The organism is Planococcus versutus (assembly GCF_001186155.3).
In the GTDB taxonomy this organism is placed as follows: domain Bacteria; phylum Bacillota; class Bacilli; order Bacillales_A; family Planococcaceae; genus Planococcus; species Planococcus versutus.
Genome location: NZ_CP016540.2, coordinates 341,988 through 368,028, shown reverse-complemented (window position 1 = coordinate 368,028; position 26,041 = coordinate 341,988). Strand labels below are relative to the sequence as shown.

The 26,041-nt window shown below is 38.3% G+C and carries 29 protein-coding genes; 8 read left to right on the top strand and 21 right to left on the bottom strand.

Features of this window, described 5'->3' with window-relative positions; translation table 11 throughout:
* Window positions 1-21 precede the first annotated feature (21 nt).
* Window positions 22-1,008 (bottom strand): NAD(P)/FAD-dependent oxidoreductase, encoded by a 987-nt coding sequence (locus I858_RS01980; protein WP_049694003.1) that lies wholly within the window; start codon window positions 1,006-1,008, stop codon window positions 22-24.
* Between the two features lie 156 nt (window positions 1,009-1,164).
* Between I858_RS01980 and I858_RS01975 the strand changes: the two genes are divergently transcribed.
* Both I858_RS01975 and I858_RS01970 read left to right on the top strand, forming a co-directional pair.
* Window positions 1,165-1,956, top strand: a complete 792-nt coding sequence (locus tag I858_RS01975) for an SDR family oxidoreductase (protein ID WP_049694091.1) — start codon at window positions 1,165-1,167, stop codon at window positions 1,954-1,956.
* A gap of 76 nt (window positions 1,957-2,032) precedes the next feature.
* Window positions 2,033-2,473 carry a peptidylprolyl isomerase gene (locus I858_RS01970; RefSeq protein WP_049694004.1) on the top strand — a complete coding sequence of 147 codons (441 nt, stop codon included), beginning with the start codon at window positions 2,033-2,035 and terminating at the stop codon, window positions 2,471-2,473.
* Between the two features lie 222 nt (window positions 2,474-2,695).
* On the opposite strand, the gene I858_RS01965 is transcribed toward I858_RS01970, so the two are convergent.
* From I858_RS01965 to I858_RS01950, 4 genes are all read right to left on the bottom strand, one after another.
* The gene (locus I858_RS01965) at window positions 2,696-3,424 is read right to left on the bottom strand and encodes an amino acid ABC transporter ATP-binding protein (protein WP_049694005.1); all 729 of its coding nucleotides are present in this window, start codon (window positions 3,422-3,424) and stop codon (window positions 2,696-2,698) included.
* Window positions 3,421-4,065 carry an amino acid ABC transporter permease gene (locus I858_RS01960; protein WP_049694006.1) on the bottom strand — a complete coding sequence of 215 codons (645 nt, stop codon included), beginning with the start codon at window positions 4,063-4,065 and terminating at the stop codon, window positions 3,421-3,423. The genes I858_RS01965 and I858_RS01960 overlap by 4 nt, the downstream gene beginning before the upstream one ends.
* 57 nt (window positions 4,066-4,122) lie before the next feature.
* Window positions 4,123-4,908 carry a transporter substrate-binding domain-containing protein gene (locus I858_RS01955; RefSeq protein WP_049694007.1) on the bottom strand — a complete coding sequence of 262 codons (786 nt, stop codon included), beginning with the start codon at window positions 4,906-4,908 and terminating at the stop codon, window positions 4,123-4,125.
* 364 nt (window positions 4,909-5,272) lie between these two features.
* Window positions 5,273-5,554, bottom strand: coding sequence for a hypothetical protein (locus tag I858_RS01950; RefSeq protein WP_049694008.1), 282 nt, complete (start codon window positions 5,552-5,554; stop codon window positions 5,273-5,275).
* A gap of 217 nt (window positions 5,555-5,771) precedes the next feature.
* On the opposite strand from I858_RS01950, the gene I858_RS01945 reads away from it, so the two are divergent.
* A complete protein-coding gene (locus I858_RS01945) occupies window positions 5,772-6,866 on the top strand; it encodes an S-layer homology domain-containing protein (protein WP_049694009.1) in 1,095 nt (364 codons plus the stop codon).
* A 31-nt stretch (window positions 6,867-6,897) separates the two neighbouring features.
* Here the strand turns inward: I858_RS01945 and I858_RS01940 are convergent, their stop codons facing one another.
* A complete protein-coding gene (locus tag I858_RS01940) occupies window positions 6,898-7,362 on the bottom strand; it encodes a YaiI/YqxD family protein (protein ID WP_049694010.1) in 465 nt (154 codons plus the stop codon).
* Window positions 7,362-7,937, bottom strand: coding sequence for a DUF1836 domain-containing protein (locus I858_RS01935; protein WP_049694011.1), 576 nt, complete (start codon window positions 7,935-7,937; stop codon window positions 7,362-7,364). Before I858_RS01935 ends, I858_RS01940 begins: the two co-directional genes overlap by 1 nt.
* A 141-nt stretch (window positions 7,938-8,078) precedes the next feature.
* On the opposite strand from I858_RS01935, the gene trhA reads away from it, so the two are divergent.
* Together trhA and I858_RS01925 are read left to right on the top strand one after the other, a co-directional pair.
* A complete protein-coding gene (gene trhA, locus I858_RS01930; RefSeq protein WP_049694012.1) occupies window positions 8,079-8,726 on the top strand; it encodes a PAQR family membrane homeostasis protein TrhA in 648 nt (215 codons plus the stop codon).
* Between the two features lie 72 nt (window positions 8,727-8,798).
* Window positions 8,799-9,575 (top strand): 2-keto-4-pentenoate hydratase, encoded by a 777-nt coding sequence (locus I858_RS01925; RefSeq protein WP_049694013.1) that lies wholly within the window; start codon window positions 8,799-8,801, stop codon window positions 9,573-9,575.
* Between the two features lie 33 nt (window positions 9,576-9,608).
* On the opposite strand, the gene I858_RS01920 is transcribed toward I858_RS01925, so the two are convergent.
* The 6 genes from I858_RS01920 to I858_RS01895 all read right to left on the bottom strand — a co-directional run bounded on the left by I858_RS01920 (window position 9,609) and on the right by I858_RS01895 (window position 17,294).
* The gene (locus I858_RS01920; RefSeq protein WP_049694014.1) at window positions 9,609-10,781 is read right to left on the bottom strand and encodes an MFS transporter; all 1,173 of its coding nucleotides are present in this window, start codon (window positions 10,779-10,781) and stop codon (window positions 9,609-9,611) included.
* On the bottom strand, window positions 10,774-11,208 hold the full coding sequence (locus I858_RS01915; protein ID WP_049694015.1) for a MarR family winged helix-turn-helix transcriptional regulator: 435 nt from the start codon (window positions 11,206-11,208) through the stop codon (window positions 10,774-10,776). Before I858_RS01915 ends, I858_RS01920 begins: the two co-directional genes overlap by 8 nt.
* 124 nt (window positions 11,209-11,332) lie before the next feature.
* Complete coding sequence (locus tag I858_RS01910) at window positions 11,333-12,601, bottom strand: acetyl-CoA hydrolase/transferase family protein (RefSeq protein ID WP_049694016.1); 1,269 nt, start codon at window positions 12,599-12,601, stop codon at window positions 11,333-11,335.
* A gap of 89 nt (window positions 12,602-12,690) precedes the next feature.
* Window positions 12,691-12,903 (bottom strand): hypothetical protein, encoded by a 213-nt coding sequence (locus I858_RS01905; RefSeq protein WP_049694017.1) that lies wholly within the window; start codon window positions 12,901-12,903, stop codon window positions 12,691-12,693.
* Window positions 12,904-13,038: 135 nt separating this feature from the next.
* Complete coding sequence (locus tag I858_RS01900; RefSeq protein ID WP_049694018.1) at window positions 13,039-16,131, bottom strand: AAA family ATPase; 3,093 nt, start codon at window positions 16,129-16,131, stop codon at window positions 13,039-13,041.
* Entirely contained in the window at window positions 16,128-17,294 is a 1,167-nt protein-coding gene (locus I858_RS01895) for an exonuclease SbcCD subunit D (RefSeq protein WP_049694019.1), read from the bottom strand. The genes I858_RS01900 and I858_RS01895 overlap by 4 nt, the downstream gene beginning before the upstream one ends.
* A 131-nt stretch (window positions 17,295-17,425) precedes the next feature.
* On the opposite strand from I858_RS01895, the gene I858_RS01890 reads away from it, so the two are divergent.
* The 3 genes from I858_RS01890 to I858_RS01880 all read left to right on the top strand — a co-directional run bounded on the left by I858_RS01890 (window position 17,426) and on the right by I858_RS01880 (window position 18,525).
* Window positions 17,426-17,647: a transcriptional regulator gene (locus I858_RS01890; protein WP_049694020.1), complete on the top strand. Its 222-nt coding sequence runs from the start codon at window positions 17,426-17,428 to the stop codon at window positions 17,645-17,647.
* Window positions 17,648-17,701: 54 nt separating this feature from the next.
* On the top strand, window positions 17,702-18,142 hold the full coding sequence (locus I858_RS01885) for a YtoQ family protein (protein WP_049694021.1): 441 nt from the start codon (window positions 17,702-17,704) through the stop codon (window positions 18,140-18,142).
* A gap of 74 nt (window positions 18,143-18,216) precedes the next feature.
* Window positions 18,217-18,525 (top strand): DUF4870 domain-containing protein, encoded by a 309-nt coding sequence (locus I858_RS01880; protein WP_049694022.1) that lies wholly within the window; start codon window positions 18,217-18,219, stop codon window positions 18,523-18,525.
* Window positions 18,526-18,547: 22 nt separating this feature from the next.
* Here I858_RS01880 and I858_RS01875 read toward each other — a convergent pair whose 3' ends face one another.
* From I858_RS01875 to I858_RS01840, 8 genes are all read right to left on the bottom strand, one after another.
* A complete protein-coding gene (locus I858_RS01875; protein ID WP_049694023.1) occupies window positions 18,548-19,531 on the bottom strand; it encodes a zinc-binding dehydrogenase in 984 nt (327 codons plus the stop codon).
* Window positions 19,532-19,536: 5 nt separating this feature from the next.
* Window positions 19,537-20,469, bottom strand: coding sequence for an ArsA family ATPase (locus tag I858_RS01870; protein ID WP_049694024.1), 933 nt, complete (start codon window positions 20,467-20,469; stop codon window positions 19,537-19,539).
* Window positions 20,470-20,493: 24 nt separating this feature from the next.
* Window positions 20,494-20,757, bottom strand: a complete 264-nt coding sequence (locus I858_RS01865; protein WP_006829350.1) for a cory-CC-star protein — start codon at window positions 20,755-20,757, stop codon at window positions 20,494-20,496.
* Window positions 20,758-20,825: 68 nt separating this feature from the next.
* Window positions 20,826-22,562: a carbon starvation CstA family protein gene (locus I858_RS01860; protein WP_049694025.1), complete on the bottom strand. Its 1,737-nt coding sequence runs from the start codon at window positions 22,560-22,562 to the stop codon at window positions 20,826-20,828.
* A 107-nt stretch (window positions 22,563-22,669) separates the two neighbouring features.
* Complete coding sequence (locus I858_RS01855; RefSeq protein ID WP_049694026.1) at window positions 22,670-23,596, bottom strand: ketopantoate reductase family protein; 927 nt, start codon at window positions 23,594-23,596, stop codon at window positions 22,670-22,672.
* A gap of 15 nt (window positions 23,597-23,611) precedes the next feature.
* Window positions 23,612-24,553 (bottom strand): MBL fold metallo-hydrolase, encoded by a 942-nt coding sequence (locus I858_RS01850; RefSeq protein ID WP_049694092.1) that lies wholly within the window; start codon window positions 24,551-24,553, stop codon window positions 23,612-23,614.
* A gap of 38 nt (window positions 24,554-24,591) precedes the next feature.
* Window positions 24,592-25,566: a quinone oxidoreductase family protein gene (locus I858_RS01845; RefSeq protein WP_049694027.1), complete on the bottom strand. Its 975-nt coding sequence runs from the start codon at window positions 25,564-25,566 to the stop codon at window positions 24,592-24,594.
* 76 nt (window positions 25,567-25,642) lie between these two features.
* Window positions 25,643-26,041: an acyl-CoA thioesterase gene (locus I858_RS01840; protein ID WP_049694028.1), complete on the bottom strand. Its 399-nt coding sequence runs from the start codon at window positions 26,039-26,041 to the stop codon at window positions 25,643-25,645.

Here is a 26,041-nt window from a genome sequence, read left to right as displayed (position 1 = left end):
GGCAACGGGATTTTTTAACTTTTATTTGAATACACTCGTACTGTGCAACGGTTGAACTTTTGATTTTGGATCCAAATAAGATTTCGCATTGTTGATAGCTGTTGGTGCTTCGCCAAAGCCTACTGCTATCAATTTTACTTTTCCTTCATACGTAGCGATATCGCCTGCTGCGTAAATACCTGGAATATTCGTTTCCATTTTGGAATTGACGACTACTGAGTTCTTATCCATCTCAAGTCCCCATTCTTTAATCGCGCCTAAAGATGTGATATTGCCGTAGTTGACAATGACATGGTCTACTTCAAGACGTTCTTCGTTGCCTTCCTTGTCGATCAGTACAAGCTCGTTGACTTGGCCATTTTCGCCGACTAGTTCCTTAACACCAAATGGTTTTTTCACTGCTACTTTTGAATCCATCAATATGTCAATGTTTGCTTCATGTGCAGTCATCTTTTCTCTGCGATGGCTCAACGTTACATGCGATGCCACATTTTCAAGCATCATCGACCAATCAACTGCTGAGTCGCCTCCACCTAGAACAACTACTTTTTTATCACTAAAAACAGTCAAATCTCGAACACCATAATGAAGAGTTTTCCCTTCAAAAGCTTCACATTCTTCTACCGTTAATTTACGGGGTTGGAATGCGCCGACGCCAGCCGTTAGCAAAATTGCCTTTGTGTAATGGAGACCTTTATCTGTTTGAATGACAAAATGGTCTCCGTGACGTTCAGCAGCTGTTACGGTTTCTTCTAAGCAAATTTCAGGGTCCCCGTATTTTGCTTGTTGTACTAAACTGTCTACTAAATCTTTTGCTAATATTTTGGGAAATCCACCTACATCGTAAATAAACTTATCTGGATATAGCTCAGTCAATTGGCCGCCAAGCTGTGGCAAACTGTCTATAATTTTTACTTTCATTTTGCGCATACCACCGTAAAAGGAAGCAAACAAGCCCGTTGGCCCGCCGCCGATAATCGTAATATCAAAAACTTCGCGTTCTTCCATTTATAACACTCCTAATCTAATCAGTAACTATATTCTATCATATTTACCCTAGTTTCACGCCATTGGACTTATGACGGAAATTTAAAAAATAAAAGTTTGAATACTCTTTCTTTTATCTTTAAACTAAAGAAAGGAAGTTAAGAAAGGATGAGTGTAGTGAATTTAGGAATCAAGGAAAAAGTTGTTGTCGTAATGGCTTCTAGTCAAGGGTTAGGCAAAGCGACCGCACTCGAATTTGCTAAAGAAGGCGCCACAGTCATTATCTCTAGTCGCAATCAAGAAAAGCTTAACGTCACGCTTACGGAAATTAAAAATATGTCAAAAAATCAACAAGTATTTGCACGGGTTTGCGACAGCACAAAAGAACAAGACATCCACCAATTTTTTCAATATGTTGGAGATCACTTCGGACGGATTGATGTTTTAGTCAACAACACAGGTGGTCCAAAAGCCGGCGGATTTGATGCCATAGAAGATGGTGACTGGTACCAAGCGTTTGAACAAAATTTATTGAGTTACATTCGCACATCTCGAGCCGTGCTTCCTTATATGAAAAAACAACAATTCGGGCGCATCATTAACGTTTCTTCTTCTTCCGTGAAAGAAGTGATTGATGGATTGATTTTGTCGAATACTTTCCGGGCAGGGATGGTAGGTTTTGCGAAGACTTTAGCACGCGAAGTCGCAGGAGATAATATTTTGGTCAACACAGTAGGACCTGGACGTTTTGCGACTGACCGCGTTACTGAACTCGACCAATTAGCAGCAGATAAACAAGGCATCTCGATAGAGAAAATTATTGAAAAAAGCAAGGCAGCCATTCCAGCTGGACGTTACGGTGAACCTGAAGAATTCGCAAAAATTATCGTTTTTCTTGCATCATCGGCCAACTCATTCTTGACAGGACAATCGCTAGTTGTAGAAGGTGGTTCATTAAAAGCTTTGTAATGTGGCAAATGATTATACAGCCACACCAAAAATCGATATAATGAAAAATGAACCAATTATAAAGGAGATGTTTAACATGGCGAAAAAAGGACACATCCACATGGAAAACGGCGAAATCATCGAATTCGAACTTTTCCCGAACGAAGCACCCAACACAGTTAAAAACTTTGAGGATCTTGCAAATTCAGGTTTCTACAATGATGTAACATTCCACCGCGTAATTCCAGGCTTCGTAAGCCAAGGCGGCGACCCAACAGGCACTGGCGCTGGCGGTAGCGGCAAAACGATCAAATGCGAAACTGAAGGCAACCCTCGTAAGCATCAAGAAGGAAGTCTTTCAATGGCGCATGCCGGTAAAGATACTGGCTCAAGCCAATTTTTTATCGTTCACGCACCACAACCACATCTTGATGGCGTTCATACGGTTTTCGGACAAGTAACTTCAGGAATAGAAATCGCTAAAGCAATGAGCAATGGCGATAAAATGACAAAAGTTCACGTTTTTGACGAAGAATAAAAACAATTGAGCTTTACCGGTCTGGATTCCCATCTAGACCGGTTTTTATTTGTGTATTTCGCGTTGTCTTGTTCCACTTTTTTCAAATACTGTCGAGTCTAGCTTGAATACTGTCTGATTCGACTAGAATACTGTCCGATTTGAGCAAATACTGTCCAAATCACATCAAATACTGTCCAAACGCTAAAATCCATAAAAAAATACGCCCTGAGGCGCATTTCTCTACAATATTTTACTCAAAAATGCTTTTGTTCGTTCATGCTGTGGATTACCGAACAATTCTTTCGGCACATTTTCTTCTACAATATAACCTCCATCAATAAACAACACGCGGTCACCCATTTCAGCAGCAAATCCCATTTCGTGTGTCACAACGACCATCGTCATCCCTTCGCGCGCTAATTGCTTCATAACATCTAGCACGTCTCCTACCATCTCCGGGTCAAGCGCAGAAGTTGGTTCATCAAAAAGCATAATTTTTGGATCCATTGCCAGTGCCCGGGCAATCGCTACACGTTGTTTCTGACCACCTGAAAGTTCTCCCGGATAAGCTTTCGCTTTTTCACTAAGTCCAACTTTCTCTAACAATTCATAGGCTTTTTTCTCAGCGGATTTTCTATCCCCTTTTTTTACTTTCATCGGAGCTAGAATGACGTTTTCCAAAACTGATTTGTGCGGAAACAAATTAAATTGCTGAAACACCATTCCAACATCTTGACGAATTTTATTGATGTCTACTTTTGGATCTGTAATATCCGTATCTTCAATATAAACATGACCGCCTGTAATTTCCTCTAGTCGGTTTAAGCAGCGAAGAAATGTGCTTTTCCCTGAACCGGAAGGACCGATAACACAAATAACTTCTTTTTCTTCTACAACTGTACTCATATCTTTTATGACTTCCAACTTACCGAATGATTTTTTCAAGTTTTCCACTCTGATCATAGTCATCGTAAAACAAACTTCCTTTCTACATAGCTCGCCAGCATGGAGAGCAAGTAAATGATGACAAAGTAAATAATTCCCAGGATTAAGTAAACATTAAACGCATCAAATGTAGCACTGGCTTGAATCCGACCTTCTTGCGTTAAATCTGCAACACCAATGACTGACAGCAAGGAAGTATCTTTCAGTGAAATGATTGCTTGGTTCGTAATTGTCGGCAACATGCGTCTAAAAGCTTGAGGCAAAACAATATAACGCATATTTTGCGTTGAAGTCAACCCTAGTGACCGAGCCGCTTCGGTCTGTCCTTTATCAATTGATTGAATACCGGCGCGAATGATTTCTGAAAAATAAGCACCTGCGTTAATTGCTACTGTCACAATTCCCGCTGTTGTATTATCCAGAGAGATAAAAGCTAAAGAATTTAAGCCAAAATAGATAAAGAATAATTGAACGATAAACGGAGTTCCACGAATCGCATCAACAAAAATTTTCGCAATCCAGTTTAAAATTTTCAAAGGTGCCAGTCTGAACAAAGCAATAACTAACCCAATTAGAAAGCCGATCACAATGGCAATCGCGAAAATATATAAGGTTACTTTCAGGCCTTCCATTAAGTAAGGAAAGGCATTGATAATTGTATCCATGTGTACATCTCCTTCGCATAAAAAAATGCAGCGCGCATATGCGCGCTACATTTTTTGTTATTCTGCGATATACTTCGCTAAAATTTCATCGTATTCTCCACTATCACGTAATTCTTGTAAACCCGCATTGATTTGCTTTAACACTTCGTCGTTTTCACCTTTTAGTACAGCAATTCCATATTCATCTCCAGTTAAACGTTCTCCTGCAGTTTTCAAATCCAGTCCACTTTCAGCAATTGCATACGCAATAACCGGATAATCTTCTAGCAACACCGCTGCATTTCCGTTCGATACTTCTTGGAACATGGATGGGCTATCTTCAAATTGCGCCACCGTGTAACCATATTCTGCTTCGTTATCACGCGCAAACTGTGCACCTGTCGTTCCACTCTTCACAGCTACCGTTTTTCCTTCAAGATCTTCTAAAGAAGTGATTTCACTGTTATCTGCTGCAACAACGAGTGACAATCCTGCTTCAAAATATGGATCAGAAAAATCCACTACTTTTTTACGGTCATCTGTAATACTCATACCAGCAATGGCAATATCCAGTTGATCTGCTTGTAATGCCGGAATAATCCCACCAAAATCCATTGGACTGAATTCGATTTCAAAGTCTTGGCTTTTTGCAATTGCTTTAATCAAGTCAATGTCGATTCCGGTGTATTCGCCATCTACTTCAAACTCAAAAGGTGGATATGTCGTATCAATTCCTACTTTGTATGTTTTTGTATCACTCCCGCCATCTTCATTTGTCGGATCTTCTTCACTTTCATCAGATCCGCAAGCAGCAATTACAAGTAGTAGTGCTATAAGTAATGCTAAAAGACTCCACTTCTTCATCCTAATTCCTCCTCTTTTATTTTACAGATCATTCTGAATATTAATATACCATATTTCTCTCTTTTTCAGAACCTTTGAATAAAAATAACTAGAAAACCAAGTAAAAAAATTTCTTTAAAAGGTCTTTCGCACTAGCCACTTCTCTTTTTTTACGTTATCAATTGGTTAACACCATCTACAAAGGTTAAAAAACGCAATCCATTTTTAAAGAAAAATATAATAATTACAGGAAGTAACATAGCTGATATGTATTTAAAAAAAATCTTTTTAATCCACAACTTTTTCACTTCTACTTTTCTTTTGTTTTAATTTCGACATAAAAAAGCGAAAACAACTTTACGTTGCTTTCGCTTTTAGTTGCTTTTTATTTGTCTTCTTCAAGCTCTCGCATTTCTTTATGCGTTTGCGGAAATCCATTAGCCTGCCAATCATCTCGGTAAATAGAATCTAATTGAGATAAGCCTTTCTCAGCAGAATCATCTAGTGCATCTACACTTTCACGCTCATCTATTTCTCTGCTATTGCGCATATCCATATCTGGTTCTACACGCACAGTATTTCTTTCTTGGTATGCTCGATAAACAAACACACCCGAAGCTGCTGCAAGTGCACTACCAATCACTGTATTCATTATTGATTTTTTCATAACCATTCCTCCAAAAAATAATTATTCTTTCATCTTTTTTATATACCCGATTAACTCTAATTAAACTAAAAACACTGAAATTTTCAGCAACAACTACCCATTCTCTTGATTTTTAGCATTTAATATAAAGCAAACTCATTTTATTACTTTATGCAAAGATTTTTGTTAACTTTTTATAAATTTTATGGTAGAATAAGATCAAAAGGGAGGGATTGATATGAAGACTATTGTGTCTTTAATTGCAGCTGCCATCCTGATGTTCAGTGCGTTTTTAACTCCCGCCAAAGCGATTGTTTTGTTTGACGACGTGTATGCAGATCACCCGTTTGCTTTTGAAATTGCTTACTTGTATGAAGAAGGAATCATCAACGGCTATCCCGATGGCACCTTCCGACCAGATAATCCTGTTACGCGTGCCCATGCTGTAGCCATGATTGGAAGAGCGTTGAATTTAGACGATACCGCTCGCTCTACAGGCTTTAGAGATGTTCCCGCGAAGTATCCGTTTTCAGGTTATATTGCTTCAGCTGTCGAAAAGGAAATCATTATCGGTTTCCCCAACAATTATTTCCGTCCAGAATGGACTGTCACTCGCGCTCAAACGGTTACCATGCTTGATAGAGCTTTCTATTTTCCTGAAGCAAAAGACAATACATTTAAAGATATGAGAAAAAAACACTTTGCTTTTGATGCCGTATCTAGACTTGCGGAATTTGGCGTTGTACGCGGTTATCCAGGAAATACATTCCGTCCTGATATTCCGGTAACACGTGCTCAATTTGCTGCATTTTTAGCACGCGCTCTCGAGCCTGCTTTTATTCCTGAAAAGCAGAAATTACTTTCAACCGCTAATAAAATTTTGGCAGAACTACAAGCCGAAGATTTTGCTGACGTCGCAACTTATGTTGGCTCGTCAGATGGATTGACTTTCTGTCCATACAGCGGGGGGTGTGAAGGTGTCACATTCAGCAAAGCACAACTTACCAGCTTTATGAGCAGCCCAGATAGTTATATGTGGGGCTATCAAGACGGTAGTGGCTTTGAAATCAATTTGACACCAGCCGAGTATTATGATGACTACTTGATGAATGCAACGTACACTAAAAAAGAACGCTACGGACGGACAAGTCAGCCGATGACACAAGAGTTTATTCATCAGCTATATCCGGATGCTATGATCGTCGAATACTATTATCCAGGCACCGAACAATACAGCCAGATGGATTGGCAAAGTCTTAACATGGTATTCGAGAAAAACAGTAGCGGGAACTGGGTGTTAATCGCGATTATTAATGATCGTTGGACCATTTAACACCTCAAATACGAAGGAAATGCCTGATGCTTTATGTATCAGGCATTTCTTTTTTTTCACTCACCTGTTTTAACAATTCAGTTAAAGCGGCTTGGAAACTTTCATTGTCTTCAGCTCGTCGTTTTTTAGGACCTTTCATGCGTCCTCCACTTTGTCTTATTTTTTTGGCTACATGACGACCATGAAGCAATTGCTCTATGTTTTCATCTGAATAAACGCGCCCGTTTTGATCAAGAGGAATTCCTCTTTTGGCAAGGACCATGGCGGCAAGTCCATAATCTTGCGTAACAACAATATCGTCTTTTTTCACTCGATTAACTAGCACAAAATCGACAGCATCCGCGCCTTTAGAAACAGTGATGGTTTCTGCGCCTTCTCTGTGCATTTCATGAGACGTATCACAAATCAAAACGACTTGCAGTTGATAGGCTTTCGCTAATTCAATCGTTTGCGCTACAACTGGACAGCCATCTGCATCAATTAAAATTGTGACCATTATGCCTCCTCGCCTTTCTTCATCATCTCATCTACTAATTTTTCAGCAACTCTTCGGTATAAATTGCTCGTATGAACGAGTGAGGCAATTAGCAGTACACGTGCTAATTCCGTGGAATCTTCAACTTGTTCTACTTGGTCTGCTGCTTGTTGTGTTTGACGTTTTAGTTCGGTTGTAAAGCTTCCGGCATTGGTTTGTTGAAGAACTAAGTAACTTTCGTAAAACTGCTCTAAGTCGATTTCTTTTTGCTCTGCTTTTTCGTTAATGCCGTCTAATACTCGCTTTACATCATTAATCGATAACGCGCTTTTCATCTGATAAATCAAACTGATCAACATAATGTGATTACGACTGTACTTCTTGTTTTGAATTGGATAAAACAATTTTCCTTTCGCATAATTATTGATCATGGTTTTAGTCAGAATTTTTTCATCTGGATGTCGTTTTGAATCAGCGAAACTAGTTTCAAACAATTGAATTACTTGGTCGATATATAAGTCGATTTTCGGAATGTCTTCTGGTAAAACTTGATTATGAAAAGCCATTTCTCCAATAAGCTCATTTGCTTTTTCCATGTATTCACAACGCTCCTTGTGGTATTTCATACTAGTTATTTTACATCATCATTCGTTTTTCTCCAAACTTGACTCTGTTTAATAATACAAGTATCTTTATAGGTAGTTTCAATAACTACATAAAGCGAGGAGCTTTTTTATATGACAACATACATTCGTGAACCATTTAATGCTTTATCCCATTTAGCAGGTGCTATTTTATCTCTACTAGCCTTGTTAGCTATGGTCATTAAAACAGCATACGCTAATGAACCTGCTTTGCATGTAGCCGCCGTTTCTATTTTTGGTATTAGCTTGATCTTGTTGTATACCGCCTCTACCATTTACCATTCAGCTATTTCTCAGCCGCCTATTATTGCCTTTTTGCGAAAACTCGATCACTCGATGATTTTCGGGTTAATCGCAGGCTCTTACGCACCATTTTGTTTGATTGCACTCGGTGGAACGCTTGGTTGGACCTTGTTTTCTCTCGTAGCAGTTCTCGGACTAAGTGGCATCTTCTTTAAAATGGTCTGGTTTCATTCTCCGAGATGGTTATCTACAGCCATTTACATCACAATGGGCTGGATTATCATTTTCGCAGTCGTGCCTTTAGCAGATAGCCTTTCTTTAACAGGTCTGCTTTTACTTGTTGCAGGTGGCGTTTCTTATACCGTTGGTGGTGTCATTTACGGAATAAAACCCAATTTTCTGTCGTCTAAATACTTAGGCTTTCATGAAATTTTTCACCTTTTCATTCTTTTCGGAAGTCTTTGTCACTTCTTATCTGTTTATTTTTATGTATTGTAAATCCACAAAACATTCAAAATATATCGTTAAAATGATATGCTAGAGATGACAGTGCAGGAAAGGAGCTTACCAATGAAACAATTAGATACATCTCAAATAAAAATGATGACGATTTTATACGAGGCTTATAAAAAAAGACAGCCTATTTCGAAAGAAGAAATACCTGTTTCTTTAGAAAAATCTCAAGCTTACTCAATTCAACACGCTGTTACTGCAAAGAAAATACAGGATGGAGAACAATTGGAAGGCTATAAAATTAGCTTAACGAGTAAAGAAACACAAGATCTTTTCAAATCAAAAACTCCTTTATATGGCGCTCTTACTACTCCAGCTTTATCAGATGGGCAGATTCAATTAGACTCTATGTCTTCTCCATTAATTGAAATGGAATTGATTTTTATTGCGAAAGAAGAGTTGTCCATTAACGATGATGTTCATCAACTTCTGGAAAAAACGCTGGTAGCTCCAGGCATCGAAGTACCAGATTCGCGTTTTGAAGATTGGTTCCCGAAAATCACTTTAGAGCAAGTGATTGCTGATAGTGCTGTCGCTGGAAAAATTGTGATAGGCGTACCGAAAGATCATATTCGTTACGAACAATTGGAAAAGTTGCCTGGGAAATTAACATTAGACGGTACAGAAATTGCTGCCAACGATTCTTCCGAAGTGTTAGATCATCCGGTCAACGCCGTTAAATGGATAGTCGAAGAGCTAGCTAGCCACGGACTATCGATCGAAAAAGGCATGGCCATTTCTTCAGGTACATTTATTTTGCCGAAAACTTTAGAAAAAGGCATTTATGAAGCGAGCTATGGCGAGATCGGCTCTGTTACTTTAACAGTCCATTAAAAAGGAATGCACAAATTTACTGTGCATTCCTTTTTAATTTGCCTGCTTTTGTTGTTTGGATGCAATCCACATATAATAAAAAACCGTGAGGATAACGAATATACCAAGCATTAGGTAGAGATTTGAATACCCCGCGATCCCTGCGATTAACCCGAGCAATACAGATCCAACTGCGATTCCGCTATCATAAAAAGCGAAAAAAGTTCCTGTGGCGTATCCGCTACGGTGTTTATCTGCAGCTTGTATAGCTAAACTTTGGAAACTTGGAAGCAACGTCCCATATCCAAGACCAACGAGCGCTCCTGACAGTAACAACATCCAAGAAGATTCTGTAAAGCTTAATGAAATCAGTCCTATTCCAAAGATAATGATCGAAGGAATAATGACAACTTTTGGACCAATGGTATCAAACAACCTGCCAGATATTGGACGAACGACTAACATCGCAATAGCGTACACGACAAAGAAGAAACTAGCAGCTTTGATCAATCCCAGTGATTCGGCATAAATTGAAATGAACGTGATGATGCTTGCATATGCAAACGAAATTAAAAACCCAACTGTTGCAATAGGTACCGTTTTTTTCTCTAAAAAATCACTTATCGACAATTTATGCTTTTCTTGTTTCGTAAATTGCGTTTCATCCACTTTAACGACTAACGCACAAAAGAATCCGATCACCATAATTATTGCTAAAATGATAAAAATTGTTTGCGCTGATACATACTGCTGCAAACTCAACGCAATAAAAGGGCCGACCACAACGGCAAGATTCATCGCGATGCCATAATACCCTAAGCCTTCACCACGCCGTTCTGGCGGAATAATATCTGCAGCAATGGCTCCTGCTACTGTGGTCAACAAGCTAAACCAAATGCCGTGGAAAAAACGCAGCATTAGCAGCACAGCAAAACTGCCAACAAATATATACAGTATGGTACTAACCGCAAACCAGAAAAGAGAAATCATTAAAATTCTTTTCTTTCCGAATTTCTCTAAAATCATTCCTGCAAAAAAACGCATAACGATCGCAGACAGCAAGAATACAGTTACCGCTAGTCCTCCATCTGTTGCTGTGCCACCTAAATCGTTTATTACATACAGCGGTGTATACGTGAGCAACGCATAAAAAACAACAAATATAAAAAATGTACTTATTGATATAGTAATAAAGCTTCTTGTCCAAATGGGTCTTTTTTCAGCCATTCATTCCATCCTCTACTGTAAATTTTGTTGCTGTTATTTTTTTCAACAAAACGAGCAACTGCTCTTGTTCTGTATCTGTCAGACCTGAAACTAAGGCTCTTTCTACTTGTTGAATTTTGTATTCGATTTCAGGCATCTTTTGTTCTGCAAAATGCGACAGATACACTATTCGTTGTCGTTTGTCTTTGCCTTCTTGCCGACAAATCCATCCACTGTCTTCTAGACGAGCAATTGTTCTTGTAATAGTTGGTGCTTCAACACTCAAATATTGCCAAATCTCTTTTTGTGTCATTGAACCAAACTGCTTTAAACAAAAAAGTATCGACCATTGCGAACTATATAACCCAAAGGCTTTTAACGCTTCGTTTACTTCTTTAATAGATAAACGAGATTTTTGATGGACTTCGTGGAACAATAATTTTTTCATGCGCTTCACCCTCTAAAGTATTTACCTAAGTAAGTATATTCTTGAACGATAGACTTGTAAAGACAAGTGTTTCGTATTCAAAATAAAAAAAGTCGTTTTCAAAAGAAAACAACTTTTGGTTTTATTAAATTAACAAGCCTTGTTTTTTAGCATCAAACAATAATTCGTCACGGAATTTTGGATGTGCAATTGCAGCTAAGCGCTTTGCTCTTTCTGAAATAGAAACGCCGTGTAAACGAGCTACTCCGTATTCTGTAACAATATTGTCTACGTCATTTTTACCAGTTGTTACAATCGAACCTGGAGCAAGCTGTAGTTTGATACGTGATAATGTGTCGTCTTTGGCAGTAGACGGCATGCAAATATAGCCTTTGCCATTTTCGGCAAATCGTACACCTCGTGCAAAATCAACTTGTCCACCGCTAGATGAATAATATTTGCCTCCTACAGTTTCCGATGCACATTGACCAAATACATCTACTTCTGTCGTGGAGTTGATGGATACAATGTTTTTTTCTTTTGCAATTTCTCGCGGATCGTTCACAACGCTAACCGGTAAAAATTCAACTGCTGGATTGTTGTTAATAAAATTGTATAGATTTTTAGAGCCAAAAGCGAAAGTTGCAACGATTTTTCCTGGGTTTGTGAATTTTCGCGTGCCATCTACGGCACCTGCAGCTACTAGATCCGCTACTCCATCTGGCAACATTTCTGTGTGAATCCCTAAATGACGGTGATCTTTTAGCATGCTTATTACGGCATTTGGTACTGAGCCAATTCCAATTTGCAATGTATCACCATCTTGAATATCTTGAATAATGTTAGAGGCGATCAATAAATCTTTATCGTTAACTCCTGGGACTTTTTCTTCTGTAAGAGCAGCATGATGTTCTACGTACCCTGAAATTTGGCTAACATGAATTTGATTCTGGCCAAATGTCCGTGGCATGTTTTCATTTACTTCTAGAATAAACGGAACTTTCCCTATAAATTCAGCAATATAGTCAGCTTGTGTTCCTAAAGTGAAATACCCATGTTCATCCATCGATGATGCCACTGTCAAAATCATCGACATCTTCGTCGTTTTTTGAAGCAAGCGTGGCACTTCGTGGAAATTGTTCGGAATGAGCTCCATCTTTGCTTGTTGATATACTTTGCGTGTCGCACCACTTAAAAAATACGAGACGTGTTTTAATTGAGCAATTTCGCCTTGAATATATGAACGTGAGTGCAATGCAAGCATTTGATGAATTCTCACTCCATCTAATTGCGCTGCATGCTCTTCTAATATATCCAGTAGTTTGATAGGTTCGCCATTGGCAATTGGAATAATAATATCTGCTTTTATATCGATTAAATCAATAACTTCTTGTGGCGTTAATTTCTTACTCATTTTGCGCCCTCCTGCTTCTTTGTATTATCTTCTGATTTTATCATATCTCTTGTAAGCTCTTTTACTTCTAAAATATAAAACCGAAACCGTCATTTTGGAAGACGGTTTCGGTTTTTCACAGCAAATAAAATACCCGTTATACCAAACAATGCCATTAGCGCCCATAAAATCACGAGAATGATTGAGCCTAGGCCGTCAGATCCTTGCATCACAGCTGTCAGTTGCAACACAAAGAAAGCCAGGCTGACTAGCGCAATGGCACTAAAATAGATAATTCGTCCTTTAAAACTAAAATTTTTCATGCGCTAAACTCCTTTGCTTTTCGTTAATATCCACGAGAATGAGGCGATTGTCTCGAACCTGCTGAAAGTCACTTTGTTACTTTACCATTCACTTTTCACGAATACGTTAAACACGACCAACCTTGATTTTATTCTTTATTTGATCAAAAACTTTGTACGGCTATATCCTTCTTTGGATTTTTCAACTTGTAATATGGCAGGAATCGCAGCTTTTAGTTCTTGTACATGTGAGATGACGCCAATCATTCGCCCTGATTTTTGCAGATCAATCAAAGTTTCAATTGATTTATTGAGCGACTCTTCATCGAGCGAACCAAATCCTTCGTCAATAAACATTGTATCAATTGAGACATTGCCTTGGAAACTTTGAATGACGTCCGCCATTCCAAGTGCTAAACATAATGAGGCGTTGAATTTTTCCCCACCCGACATGGTTTTCACATCACGCGTCTGTCCCGTGTAAGCATCGTAAACGTCTAGACCCAATCCACTTTGTTTGCCTCGTGATTCTTGTCGATCACTGCGAATCAAATAAAATTGTCCGTTCGATAAATTTTTCAGTCGTTCATTGGCAGATAAAATGATTTGTTCAAGATACTCGATTTGTAAATAGCGTTCAAATGAAATTTTTAACTCATTTTGTCCTCGAATCATATTATGCAAATCAGCAATTTGGTTGAATTTTTCTTCAGCTTCCAGTGCGCTTTCAACTACTCCTTGAATACTTTGACTCAATTTATTCCCTATTTTTTCGTAATCATGTGAACGAGTTCGTTCTGAAAAAGCTGTTTCGTAAATTGCTTTCAATTTAGCAAGTTCTTCTTCTGATTGGCTTAAATCTTTTACGGATTGCTCTCTAAGTATCTCTTCTAATTCATAGACTTGTTGCGTTAAGGTATGACGCATTTGGTTGAATTCTATCATTTCTTTTTTCAACGACACAAATACCGCTTCTGTCATTTTCGCTTGTTGATACGCTTGTTCTGAGTCAAATGATGATTGAGCTAAAGCTGCAGTAAATTGCAGTTGCGCTTTTTTTCTCTTTTGCTCTATTTCTTTGGCAGTATCTTGAGCATGTTGAACAGAAACTCCTGCACGGATTGATTGTTCTTTGGACTGTTGGAATTGTTCTTGCGCATTTTTCCAGTTTTGCTCAAGTTTTTTCTTTTGAGCAGATGCTTGTTGCAACTGCTCTTGTAAAACGGCTAACTCTCGAAGCTCTTCTGGAACAGCAGCTAATTCGTTTTCAAAAACTGCCTTTGCAGTTTGGAAAGCGGAACTATGCTGTTGTAGTTGTTTTGAAGCCTCTTCTTTACTTTTTTCTACTTCCTCCACTTTTTTTACACAGCTAGTCAATTGCTCTTGCCATTTCCGCAATTCGAGTTTATGTGCTTGCTGTTGTCTTACTTTTTCAATTAATTGTTTTTTTGTTTGCTCAAACAAAGTCACATCTTCTTCTGCTCGATTGACTTGTAGTTCATGCTTTGCTAATTCACTGGTTTTGTTTTCCAATTGTTCTTGCAACGTACGTAATTTAGCTGATGCATTGCGAAATTCTCCATCCACTCGATCAAAACTAAATTTCGTCGATTCTACTTGTTCTTTCGTTACTACATTTTCTATATTCGTCAAATCTGCTCCAGGATGTTCAATACTTCCACAAACAGGACATGCTTTTCCGTCATGCAATTGCCCGGCAAGAACATACGCTTGGTTAGCAAACCATTGCGCTTCTAGTTGATGATAGGATGTGGCCATTTCTTCAAATTTTACTTTGTTTTCTTTTTCTATTGCTCGTTGCTGTTGTACTTGCTGTTCTACTAAAACATAGTCACAAAGTACTCGATGTTTTTCAGTAGCAATTGACAGTTTTTGTTGCGTTTCTTCAGACGAGTCTAAAACATCTTGTAATACGGCTATGTTTTCATCTAATTGCTGTTTTTCGTTTTTCTGTATGCCAAGTGCTTTTTCTGTTTTTTTAAATTGCGTTTCTGAATAATTTACAGTTTTTTTCAAGTTTATGACATTGTTTTCTTTGTCACTGAGTTCTTGAATAACCGGCAATAATTTTTTTAAATAAACGAGCTTCTCACTCAGTTGCTCGCGATCATCTTGAAGTTGTTCTTGCGCTTGAAACATTTTTTCAGCAGAAATTTTCGCTTGTTCTGCTTTTTCTTGCTGAAGTATTGCTCGTTCTAGCTCGTTACTTTTCTCAATTTCATCTTTGCGCAATTCGTCAAACGTGGTTTCGATACTAGCAATATAGCTAGCGCGTTCTGCTGCTTGCAAAGCCTTTTCTTTTTCTGCGTATTCAGACTGACGTTGTTCTAACTGTTGCAATTGCTTTTGTTTTGTATGAAGTTCGCTAAACCGATCATTCCATTTTTTCGCTTCGTGATAAGCATTCAACTTATCTTTATGAAGTTGATATGCTTTTTCATATTTTTCATCATCTTCATTAATTTTTTCTTTATAATAGAAAATTTCTGTTTCTAATCCTTTCAGAACTTGGTTGATGTTCCTGTGCTCTCGACTTAGCACTTCAAAAAGTTCGGAGTCTCGACTTGGCAAGGAATCACTTATGCGCTGAATGTAAATAGAGAGATTTTGCTGCTCTCGCACTACACTTTTTTCAGCTTCATCTTTTTTTTGTTTAAGTCGTTCGCTAATCAATTTGTAAGGCTCTGTTTTGAATATTTTCCGAAGAATTTCTTCTTTATTGTCTGTTTCCGATGTCAGCAGTTTTCGAAATTCACCTTGTGGTAGCATGACAATCTGACTAAATTGATTTTGCGTCAATCCGACAATTTCTTCGATACGTCGATTGATTTCCGAAACAATTTGACGTTCAACAGCCGGCTTTTCACCTTCTGCTGTTAACTCGAAAAATTCATAACGCTCTCCAGTCGGACTTTTATTGCCTTTTTTCACATGACTCATTTGGCGTAGTACACGGTATTTTTTTCCGTGAATTTCAAACTCCATTTCAACAGCAGTATGGGTTTTGTCATCTGCAAAATCACTTCTCAAAATTCGTGACTCGCTGCGATCAGAACCACTAGCAGCACCATACAAAGCAAAACAAATACCATCAAAAATGGTCGTCTTTCCAGAGCCCGTACTTCCAGAAATAACGAACAACTGGTTTCCTTGTAAATCGGCAAAATCAATTTCTTCCGTATTTTTATAAGGACCAAATGCAGTCATTTTTAGTTTTAAGGGTCTCATGACTTCACCTCTTCTTTTTTGACAGGTTCTTCGTAAAGGAATTCTTGTAAAACTTCTTTAAAAATTTCAACTGTCGCATCTGTCGCTTTTTCACTTTTTACTTCTTCATAAAAAGCATGGAATAACGACAAGGAATCCATTTTTCGGCGCGAACCTGTATGACTTTCAACCATAGTTCCAGAAAAATTTTTCCGTTCTATATGCATCGCATTTGGATAAACAGAACGCACTTTTTCCATTGGAAAAAGCACCGGAGCATCATCTAGTAATGTGACGAAGACAAAGTCTTCACTTATTTCGTGACTTAAAATATCGTCCATCGTACCTTCTACCGTTCGCATGTCACGTGTTGGCGCAAACAAGCGCTTTTCTACAGTTACTCCACCTTGTGCATCTAGTTCCACGATATGAAATCCTTTTTTATGATGTTCTTCTGAGATTGAATATTTTAAAGGCGATCCTGAATAGCGGATGGTTTCATTCAGCACATAATGTGCTTTATGTAAATGTCCTAGCGCTGTATAGTGAAACCCATCAAAATGACGCACATCTACATGCTCTGCACCGCCAATAGCAAGAGGGCGTTCCGAGTCGCTCGTATTCTCTTCTTGTTCACCATGACTTGTTACAAAAGCGTGACCAACAAAAACATGGCGAGCTTGTGAATCATACACCGATTTAATATTGTCTGTAATTGCCTTCATGGCATCATCATGTGTACGAATAGATTCATCTTTAAACTCATAGCGAATCACCGAAGGATCTGCATAAGGAATCAAATGAAAATAGACTTTTCCAAAGCGATCTTCTAACACTACCGCTTGATGATTTTTATGTACATGTCCTGCTATATAAATTTCGTTTCCTTTCATTAATCGACTACCAAAATTTAATCTTCCTGGGCTGTCGTGATTGCCTGCTACTGCTAAGACTGGTATTTCCAACTTTAATACGATTTGTGCGAGCACCTCGTCAAGTAAATTAACTGCATCTGTTGGCGGTACAGCTCGGTCATACAAATCTCCAGCAATAATAATAGCATCCGGCTTTTCTTCTTCGATTGCATCTATAAATTGTTTAAGTACGAATTGTTGATCTTCTGTCATATAAACGCCTTGTACTAATTTTCCTAAATGCCAGTCGGCAGTATGAAAAAACTTCATCAAATTACCCCTTTCGTTTGTTGCAAAAGAATATACGTTCGTTCCATTATACACGATATTACTTGCTTGTTTTAATCTAGCTCTTGTTTTATAATAAGAACAAACGTTCTATTTATAGAGGAGGGTTATTCATGAAAACACAAATTCAAAAAGCTTTTTCGTATCAACAATTAGTTGATATGATGTATATTGCAAACGATGGCACGATCAGCAAACGACGCGTTAAAATTTTATCGATTCGTGGAGATTCATTCCAAGCTTATTGCTTTCTTCGCCACAAGAAAAGAACCTTTAAAATAGATAATGTCCTTTCACTGATGCCCGTTATAGTTAAAGAACGTCAAATCATATAAGCTGCTATGTCCATTATGATACACTTGAAGAAATACCTTTTGGAGGGTGATATGATGAAATTGACTGTTTATCTTGCTGGAGAAATTCATAGCGATTGGCGCGAAGAAATTAAAAAGAAATCTGCTGCGTTAGATTTGCCAATCGATTTTGTAGGTCCAATGGAAATTCACGAACGTTCAGATAATATCGGCGACGATATTCTCGGTGAGCAATCTACCGCCATCGCAAAAGATCATGCGGCTTCTAGCTTTAATAATTTGCGTACAAGTGTGTTGATGCACAAAGCTGATTTAGTTATTGCGCTCTTTGGCGAACAGTACAAACAATGGAACACTGCAATGGACGCTAGTGCAGCACTTGCTTCGGGTAAACCTGTCATACTCATTCGTCCAGAGAAATTGCATCATCCATTAAAAGAATTGTCGAGAAAAGCAAGTGCTACTGTCGAAACGTGTGACCAAGCTATCAAAGCTTTAACGTATATTCTCGAATAATAATAAGTAAATGAAACTTTTGAGCTACTTATCCGTATATAAAGAATAGTAACTATTTGACTGGAGGTTAAAAAATGGAAAATACCGGATTAAAAGTACTTGTCCATGCCAGTGCATTTTTTGCACCATTTCTTGTTCCAGTGATCGTGTTCTTAATTTCTGATGACAAAGAAGTAAAAAGATTATCAATTCAAGCTTTACTCTTCCAATTAGCGATAGGCGCATTGCTGTTTCTTTCTAGTTGGTTAGTCATTTTCTTGATTGGCATTCCAATGCTAATTGTTTTCGGATTGATGGGCATAATCGTTCCCATCATGGGAATTCTTAGAGCACTCAAAAACGAAACTTTCGACTATCCCATCGTCGGAAGTTGGTATCAATAAAAAAAGCCCCGAGGGGCTTTTTTTATTGATTAATACTTAAAACGACTTTACCAAACTGATTGCCAGATGCTAAATAATCAAATGCTTCTTGTGCTTGACCGAGCGGATAGATTTTATCAATAATTGGGTTCATGTTGTGAGATTCCATATGAGCTAACATTTCGCGCAACTCTTCCCGACTCCCCATCGTTGAACCAATTAATTGATATTGCCCATAAAAGAATGTACGCAAATTCAACTCAACTGTATCTTCTGTTGTAGCTCCAAAAACAACAATACGACCACCTTTTTTCAACACATCAAGCGAGCGATTAAAAGTTGCTGCTCCGACACTGTCAATTACAAGGTCAATGGTTTCACCTTCTAGTTCTTTTTCCCAATCACTGTCTGTCGCAATAGCTAAATCTGCTCCAATTTCTTTTGCATACTGTCTTTTTTCTTCACTGCGCGAAGTTACAATTACTCGAGCTCCACTGTTTTTAGCAAATTGAATTAAGAAAGTTGCAACGCCGCTCCCTGCTCCTGGGATAAATAACGTATCGCCTTTTTTTAATTGTCCTTTTGTAAACAATGCACGGTACCCAGTCAATGCTGGCAATGCTAAACTTCCGGCTTCTTCCCAACTTAAATGAGCAGGCTTTTTCTCTAATTGTTCAGCAGATATAGCAATTTTCTCAGCAAAAGTTCCGTGATCTGGCATGCCCAGAATATCAAATTCAGCAGGAGGTGCTTCACTATTGGTATACCAGCGCAGTGCTGGATTAATAATGACTTCATCTCCATAAGCAAAATCAGTCACGTCTTCGCCAACCGATTCTACTATTCCAGCTCCATCAGAACCAACAATTAAAGGAGCTGAATTATCTCCGTAACGTTTGATCAGACCTAAATCTCTGCGATTGATTCCTGATGCTTTTAACGCTACAACCACTTCATCTGACTTTGCCTTTGGTTCTGCCATATCTGTTAGTTTCCACTGACTTGATGCCATTACAAATGCTTTCATTTAATTCATCCTTCCTTGAAAAAACTACTGAACAATTCTAGTTGTTTTTTGCTAATAATGTCTTGTGAAAAAAAGGGAACATAGACAAGTTTCTGTTTTGAGAACGTTTCTTCAATTTGGTGCATATATTTCTTTTCATGTTTTTTTCTTTCCATTAAAAATTCACCATCTGCTTCTTCTGGTAACACTTTGTTAATAATAAGTGTCTTAACGTGGAGATCGTAATTGTGAAGTAACTCTATTGCTTTTTGGGTTTCCAAAATAGGTAGTCGTTCTGGATTTAAGACAAAAATAAATCCTGTTTCTTTTTCATCCAACAATAAATCACGCGCTTTTGAAAAACGTTTTTGCCGTTCTCTCAACACATCATAAATGGGATCTTCTCTCGGTTCACCATCATTCAATAACTGTGAGTAGTTTTCATTGGTTTTACGACGTTTTTCAAGCAACCCTTCAATCCAAACTCCCATTAGTTCGGGTAATGTTAACAATCGAATCGTATGACCTGTAGGAGCCGTATCAAATATTAACTTATCGAAATTTTTTCGTTCTTCTAAAATGATATGAATCAGTTTATCGAACAGTGCCGCTTCATCAGCACCTGGAGAAGCTTTTGCGGTATCTAATTGTCGGTTCACTTCTTCCATCATACTAGAATGAACCGTTCCTTTAATGTTGGCTTTTACCGTTTTAATATAGGCATCTGTTTCAATTTCAGGATCAATTTCAAGAGCATACAAATTATCGGCAATCGCTTTTATTTTACCTCCAATTTCTTGGTTAAAAATGTCTCCTACATTGTGAGCTGGATCTGTTGAAATCAACAAGGTTTTATTGCCTGCTTCAGCTGACTTCCAAGCAATTGCTGCTGCTGATGTTGATTTGCCAACACCCCCTTTTCCGCCTACAAAAATGATCTTTTTAGATAACACATCCATTTTTTTACCTCATTTCTGAAACAACTAACAGCAACGAATACCAGTTAATGGAGATTTATCCATCCCCATACGTAGATGCCAATCATGAAACTCTTCAATCATATATGGATACAATTCTAACGTGTAATAATACACAGGATTAGGGATTCCTAACATCTCTGAATACAGCATTAACAAGAATAAATCGTCTTCATCTCGTAGTTCACGTGCAATTTCAGTGCGATGTGGCAATTCAAGGACAGCTTCATAAAAAGCAATCAATTGTTTTAATTTATCGAACACCAGCATATCAGCACCTCTTTCTACTATAAATGGAAAGGACCACATAACCCATGAGCCTTTGCTGTTTTTTTGTTTTACTCGTCTTCTGAGAAACCTGGATCTGTTTTATTTAACAATGCCTGAACCGCCGTCAAAATAATCCATAGCGTAAAGACAAAGATGATGGCTCCAAATATGAACAATAACATACTTGGTTGTTCTGCATACCATGCCCATTGCAAGAACACTTGTTGGAACATTGCCCAAAGCGTCATAAACATGAGGAAAACCATTGGGATAATGGTAATCATGTAGTTTCGCCCAAGCTTCTTAAGCCATATGGATATGAGCAATAAGCTGATGCCAGCAAGCAGTTGATTGGCTGTTCCAAAAAGCGGCCATAACAAGTAGCCACCTGACCCAAATCCGTTTGGTCCTTCAGGCAGCAAAACTAATGCAGCACTTGCACCAACCGCAAGTGTGGTCGCTACATGCTTTTTCTCAAGAGACGGAATTTTGTATTCGACACCTAACTCAGAAATGATGTAACGCATCAATCGAACTGACGTATCCAAAGTTGTCGCAGCAAATGATACAACAATAATCGAAACAATCGTTGAAGCAACTTCCGCTGGAATTAGTAAGCCTTGCGCTAAGTTAGTAGCCCCTTCAATAAATGCGCCTAAACCCGCTCCATTCGAAGCTTGAAAACTACTATATGTCGCGAAAAACGACTCGCGATCAGGGAACAAGGTGATAACAGCAATTATCGAAATCAATGCTAAAATCCCTTCTCCAATCGCTCCTAAATAACCGACAAAACGAGCATCTGTTTCTTTATCTAATTGCTTTGAAGACGTCCCCGATGAAACAAGTCCGTGGAATCCAGAAATCGCACCACAAGCAATGGTAATGAACAATAACGGGAACCAGGAAATATCAGCGTCTGGATTAGTCATGGGGGCTGTGATTTCAGGATTAGTAAACAACAACCCTAAATAAAGAATACCCAGACCAACAATCAATTGATGAGAGTTGATAAAGTCACGCGGCTGAAGTAATTTCCAAACTGGTAATGTAGAAGCAATATAGACATAGACCATCAAAACAATAATCCAAATAAAGAACGCTGTTGAAATTGGATCAAGTCCGAATATGCCAGTTCCATTTTCTCCTCCCATATATTGAACAAGATCAATTTGAAGAAAACTAACTTGGCTAGCAATAATAGCTGTTATATACATGACCACCAAAGCAAATACAGAAGGAATCAACATTTTCTTGTTTTTCTTATAAACAGCATGACCAATCCAAATCGCTAAAGGAATTTGAATAAATACCGGAATAACACTTGCTGGATAAGAAATGAACAGTTTGGCAATAACCCAAGCGAACACTGCATTGACCATTAGCACTAAGATTAAAATGATGAACAAGAACAAAACTTTTCCTCGCTGACCGATCAACCGGTGAGCAAGCGTTCCAACTGACTGACCTTTGTTTCGCACCGATAGCACCAATGTACCAAAATCATGAACCCCAGCGGCAAATACGGTTCCTAGCACTACCCAGAGAACTGCTGGCAACCACCCCCAATACACTGCAATGGCTGGCCCTAAAATCGGTGCAGCACCGGCTACTGAAGTAAAATGATGTCCCCACAAAACAAATTTATTAGTTGGCACAAAATCGACACCGTCTTTAAAACGATGTGCAGGCGTAACATAATTTGGATCAAGTTTAAAAATCTTCTCTGCTATAAATTTGGAATAAAAGCGGTAACCCAATATAAATATAAAAATCCCAATAACGGCTAATGCAATTGCATTCATTTTCCCAACTCCTTCTCTTTACTTTTGAAGACACCAAAGTCCGTTTGTATGCTCGTCGTAGCTAACTGCAAAAAAATTATATGTTCTAAAGGATATTTCTTTAGTCTTTATTTATCTGCATATAGATTCTGTTCATACAATTTTAACTTCGTATAAATCAGTTCAAGAATTGGTGTTTGCACAGCTTTTTCTTTAGCTCTTAAAAGCAAGTAACCTTGTAAATGTTCAAATTCTGTAGGTTGGAACTTTTCGATATCTCGTTGCATAGACGATTTCATCTCCGCTGACATACTATTGATTCTTTTTAATTGCACTTCAGCAATTCCTTTTTGAATTGGTGCATCTATCTTCTCCATAATTGCTACAAGTTCTACTAAAAATGTCTTTATTGTTTGTTGTCCTGATTCAAGCTCTTTTATAGGTCCAATGGGCATTTCCATCATAGAAGTAATTCCAGACATTGTGGTTATGAACAAATACTTATGCCACATCTCTTGATTGATGTTGTCGCTTTTGACAAAGTCTGCTTTTGTACCTGTAAAGCTTTTCTCCAATTTCTGAATCCGCTCAGTTTGCTCACCCGTTCGTTCCCCGTATATCAGTTGGTTGACAGGACTCGTCTGAACAATAGTTCCGTCTTCCCCTAAAGTGGTTTCGATAAAGCATAAACCACCAATCACGCGTTCTTCACCAAAGGCTTCGATTAAAGTTTGCATATGAGCGATGCCATTTAATAGCGGTAACACCATCGTCTCTGGTCCAACAAATGGTTCTACGTCTTTTATCGCATGTTCAAGCTGATATGATTTTGTCGAAATCAATACGACATCAAAGACTTGATTGGGGTCTTCTTTTGTAATGAGTTTAGGTGTCAATTGAAGATCACCATTTTTACTGCTAATGTTCAAACCTGTTTGTTCTAGTTTTTCTCTTCTTTTTTCTCTTACCAGAAAAGTAACGTCTTCTCCTTTTTCCAACAAACGACCACCGAAGTATCCACCGATTGCACCAGCACCTACAATTAAAATTTTCATTTTCCTTCTCCTTTTCTATACTTTTTTATACTGCCAAATGCCATTGACTCGTTCACGCGTACATTCATTTTCGTATCGCAAATATTCTAAGTGAGATAGTGTTTCACCAACAGCAAAACGCAGTTCATGCACTGTTAAAGGTCGTTTAAATAACTCTTGGCATGCTTGATAAACCGTAAGTGGCTCTTTGATGACTTTTACCGTCTCATTTAACCGTTCATCATGGTGAGCCAGTAGTTCATCAATCCGCTGATTCGATCCATAAAATGGGTCTCCGTGAGACGGAATAACAAATTCTGCATTTAACTTTCGTATATTTTTCAAAGATTTGATATAAGATGCTAAAGGATTTGAATCTCCGTGAAACCAATATGAAATGTTCGGCGTGATTTTCGGTAAAATATGATCAGCGGCAAACAAAGTACTTTGTTCTTCACTGTAAAAGCAAACCATCCCGTCTGAATGACCTGGTGTACGAATCACTTGGTATTCGAACTCTCCTATTTGCACAGTGTCTACTTCTGTTAAGTACTGACCAATCACGGGTAATGGAGAAACAAGCGCCTGAAACTCCTCTACGTTTTTTGTCATCTTCAATATCTGTTCTTCAGGTATTCCAGATGCACGATAATTAGCAGGAATCGTTTCTAAAAAAGAAGTTTCCCAAGCATTCATCCCTAATTGCGTATCAATTTCTGACATCCATACTTTAGCGCCTGTTTTTTCTTGTAAGCCCCCAGCATAGCCAAAATGATCTGGATGATAATGAGTAACTAATATATCGGCAACTTTTTTATCAATCAATTTTTTGCCCCATAAGTTTCTTGTAACCTTATTATTCAACCCAGCATCAATGATGGTCCATCCTTCTTCTTTTTCTGCCATAAAGCAGTTGACATGATTTAAACGAAATGGTAAATCAATCCGAACCCGTTCAACGCCTAGTTTTTCTAACATCGCGTTAGCGGCGAGATTTTCATTGGACGGAGCTCGCATCATGGTTTTAAAACCAACTTGCCAATGGTTTTTCTTCCTTGAAGCGATTCATGTGCTTTTGCAGCTTCTGACAACGGATAAATCCCACCAATCGTTAGCACGAGTTCTCCACTCTTCATATAAGCCAGCAATTCACCAAAACTCTTTTGAAACAACTCTGGATAACGCATAATTTGTGGTAGGAAAAACCCAATGATTGACTGGTTTTTACGCATCAATTGTCCTGGATTAAAAGAAGATTGTTCACCACTAGCAGCCCCAAATACAACGAGACGACCGAATGGAGCTAAACACTTTAAGGTTTGATTGAATACTTCTCCACCAACCATTTCGAGTGCTAAATCAACGCCTTTTCCGTCAGTTAGCGTTTTTATTTTTTCGACCCACCCTTCTTCTGTGTAATTGACTAGGTGAGTAGCACCCATTTTCTGTGCATGAAAAAGTTTTTCTTCTGTACTGGCTGTAGCAATAATTTTTTCAGCTCCAAAAATCCGTGCCAATTGCACAGCAATAGCACCTACCCCACCGGCTGCTGCATGAATCAACACTGTTTCTCCTTTTTCAATGCGTCCCATTGTTTTTAATATATGATATGCACTTAAGCCTTGAAGTGGCAACGCTACCGCCTGGTCAAAGTCGACACCTTCTGGAATTTTTGTTAGTACATTTTCATTAACTGCTGCATATTCAGCGTAGCCTGACGAACCAATTAAGGCGACAATTCGATCTCCTTTTTGAAACTTCGTTACATCTCGCCCTACTTCTACAATGACTCCAGCTACTTCAGATCCTGGAACATAAGGCAGTTCCGTTGGTACGACATACTTTCCTTCGCGCCTTGCTGTATCTGCATAATTAATACCAATCGCCTTTACTTCAACGATGACTTCTCTATCGGAAAAATCAGGTTTCTCAGCTTCAACAAATTGTAAAACTTCAGGACCGCCATATTCTTCAAATTTGATAATTTTCATTCTTGCTCCTCCTAAAAAAATATTTTTTGCTTTTAATACGCTTTTGTACCGTGTCGCTTTCCTTTATCGAGTCCATTTAAATCAAATACCTTTCAAGTTGCTGACGTTTGTCTTCAGGCAAATCTTCACTTTTTTGCGTATCGAAGTTAAAGTGGACCGCATCTGCTTGTCCTTTTGCAATCAATTGTCCACTTTCCACGTCTTTAATTTTATGCACTAACTGAAAACTCGAATTCCCAATTCTACTAACTTCTGTTAGAACGATCAATTTTTGGTCGTAATACCCTTGACTGATAAAATCACAGGAAATTGAAGCGAGTATAATTTTCCAATTATTAAGGTCGCGTCCAAAACCCAATTCCGCAAAAAAATCAGTACGCACTTCTTCTAAGTATATAAAATAGCTAATGTTGCTAATATGCCCCAATGCATCTGTTTCACAAAACCGTACTTTTACTGGAATTTCATATACCAT

Excerpts from the sequence above, each read along its gene's own strand:
- I858_RS01980 (WP_049694003.1), bottom strand. The coding sequence starts at position 1,008 with ATGGAAGAACGCGAAGTTTTTGATATTACGATTATCGGCGGCGGGCCA.
- I858_RS01970 (WP_049694004.1), top strand. The coding sequence starts at position 2,033 with ATGGCGAAAAAAGGACACATCCACATGGAAAACGGCGAAATCATCGAA.
- I858_RS01965 (WP_049694005.1), bottom strand. The coding sequence starts at position 3,424 with ATGACTATGATCAGAGTGGAAAACTTGAAAAAATCATTCGGTAAGTTG.
- I858_RS01960 (WP_049694006.1), bottom strand. The coding sequence starts at position 4,065 with ATGGATACAATTATCAATGCCTTTCCTTACTTAATGGAAGGCCTGAAA.
- I858_RS01955 (WP_049694007.1), bottom strand. The coding sequence starts at position 4,908 with ATGAAGAAGTGGAGTCTTTTAGCATTACTTATAGCACTACTACTTGTA.
- I858_RS01950 (WP_049694008.1), bottom strand. The coding sequence starts at position 5,554 with ATGAAAAAATCAATAATGAATACAGTGATTGGTAGTGCACTTGCAGCA.
- I858_RS01945 (WP_049694009.1), top strand. The coding sequence starts at position 5,772 with ATGAAGACTATTGTGTCTTTAATTGCAGCTGCCATCCTGATGTTCAGT.
- I858_RS01940 (WP_049694010.1), bottom strand. The coding sequence starts at position 7,362 with ATGGTCACAATTTTAATTGATGCAGATGGCTGTCCAGTTGTAGCGCAA.
- I858_RS01935 (WP_049694011.1), bottom strand. The coding sequence starts at position 7,937 with ATGGAAAAAGCAAATGAGCTTATTGGAGAAATGGCTTTTCATAATCAA.
- trhA (WP_049694012.1), top strand. The coding sequence starts at position 8,079 with ATGACAACATACATTCGTGAACCATTTAATGCTTTATCCCATTTAGCA.
- I858_RS01925 (WP_049694013.1), top strand. The coding sequence starts at position 8,799 with ATGAAACAATTAGATACATCTCAAATAAAAATGATGACGATTTTATAC.
- I858_RS01920 (WP_049694014.1), bottom strand. The coding sequence starts at position 10,781 with ATGGCTGAAAAAAGACCCATTTGGACAAGAAGCTTTATTACTATATCA.
- I858_RS01915 (WP_049694015.1), bottom strand. The coding sequence starts at position 11,208 with ATGAAAAAATTATTGTTCCACGAAGTCCATCAAAAATCTCGTTTATCT.
- I858_RS01910 (WP_049694016.1), bottom strand. The coding sequence starts at position 12,601 with ATGAGTAAGAAATTAACGCCACAAGAAGTTATTGATTTAATCGATATA.
- I858_RS01905 (WP_049694017.1), bottom strand. The coding sequence starts at position 12,903 with ATGAAAAATTTTAGTTTTAAAGGACGAATTATCTATTTTAGTGCCATT.
- I858_RS01900 (WP_049694018.1), bottom strand. The coding sequence starts at position 16,131 with ATGAGACCCTTAAAACTAAAAATGACTGCATTTGGTCCTTATAAAAAT.
- I858_RS01895 (WP_049694019.1), bottom strand. The coding sequence starts at position 17,294 with ATGAAGTTTTTTCATACTGCCGACTGGCATTTAGGAAAATTAGTACAA.
- I858_RS01890 (WP_049694020.1), top strand. The coding sequence starts at position 17,426 with ATGAAAACACAAATTCAAAAAGCTTTTTCGTATCAACAATTAGTTGAT.
- I858_RS01885 (WP_049694021.1), top strand. The coding sequence starts at position 17,702 with ATGAAATTGACTGTTTATCTTGCTGGAGAAATTCATAGCGATTGGCGC.
- I858_RS01880 (WP_049694022.1), top strand. The coding sequence starts at position 18,217 with ATGGAAAATACCGGATTAAAAGTACTTGTCCATGCCAGTGCATTTTTT.
- I858_RS01875 (WP_049694023.1), bottom strand. The coding sequence starts at position 19,531 with ATGAAAGCATTTGTAATGGCATCAAGTCAGTGGAAACTAACAGATATG.
- I858_RS01870 (WP_049694024.1), bottom strand. The coding sequence starts at position 20,469 with ATGGATGTGTTATCTAAAAAGATCATTTTTGTAGGCGGAAAAGGGGGT.
- I858_RS01865 (WP_006829350.1), bottom strand. The coding sequence starts at position 20,757 with ATGCTGGTGTTCGATAAATTAAAACAATTGATTGCTTTTTATGAAGCT.
- I858_RS01860 (WP_049694025.1), bottom strand. The coding sequence starts at position 22,562 with ATGAATGCAATTGCATTAGCCGTTATTGGGATTTTTATATTTATATTG.
- I858_RS01855 (WP_049694026.1), bottom strand. The coding sequence starts at position 23,596 with ATGAAAATTTTAATTGTAGGTGCTGGTGCAATCGGTGGATACTTCGGT.
- I858_RS01850 (WP_049694092.1), bottom strand. The coding sequence starts at position 24,553 with ATGTTAGAAAAACTAGGCGTTGAACGGGTTCGGATTGATTTACCATTT.
- I858_RS01845 (WP_049694027.1), bottom strand. The coding sequence starts at position 25,566 with ATGAAAATTATCAAATTTGAAGAATATGGCGGTCCTGAAGTTTTACAA.
- I858_RS01840 (WP_049694028.1), bottom strand. The coding sequence starts at position 26,041 with ATGGTATATGAAATTCCAGTAAAAGTACGGTTTTGTGAAACAGATGCA.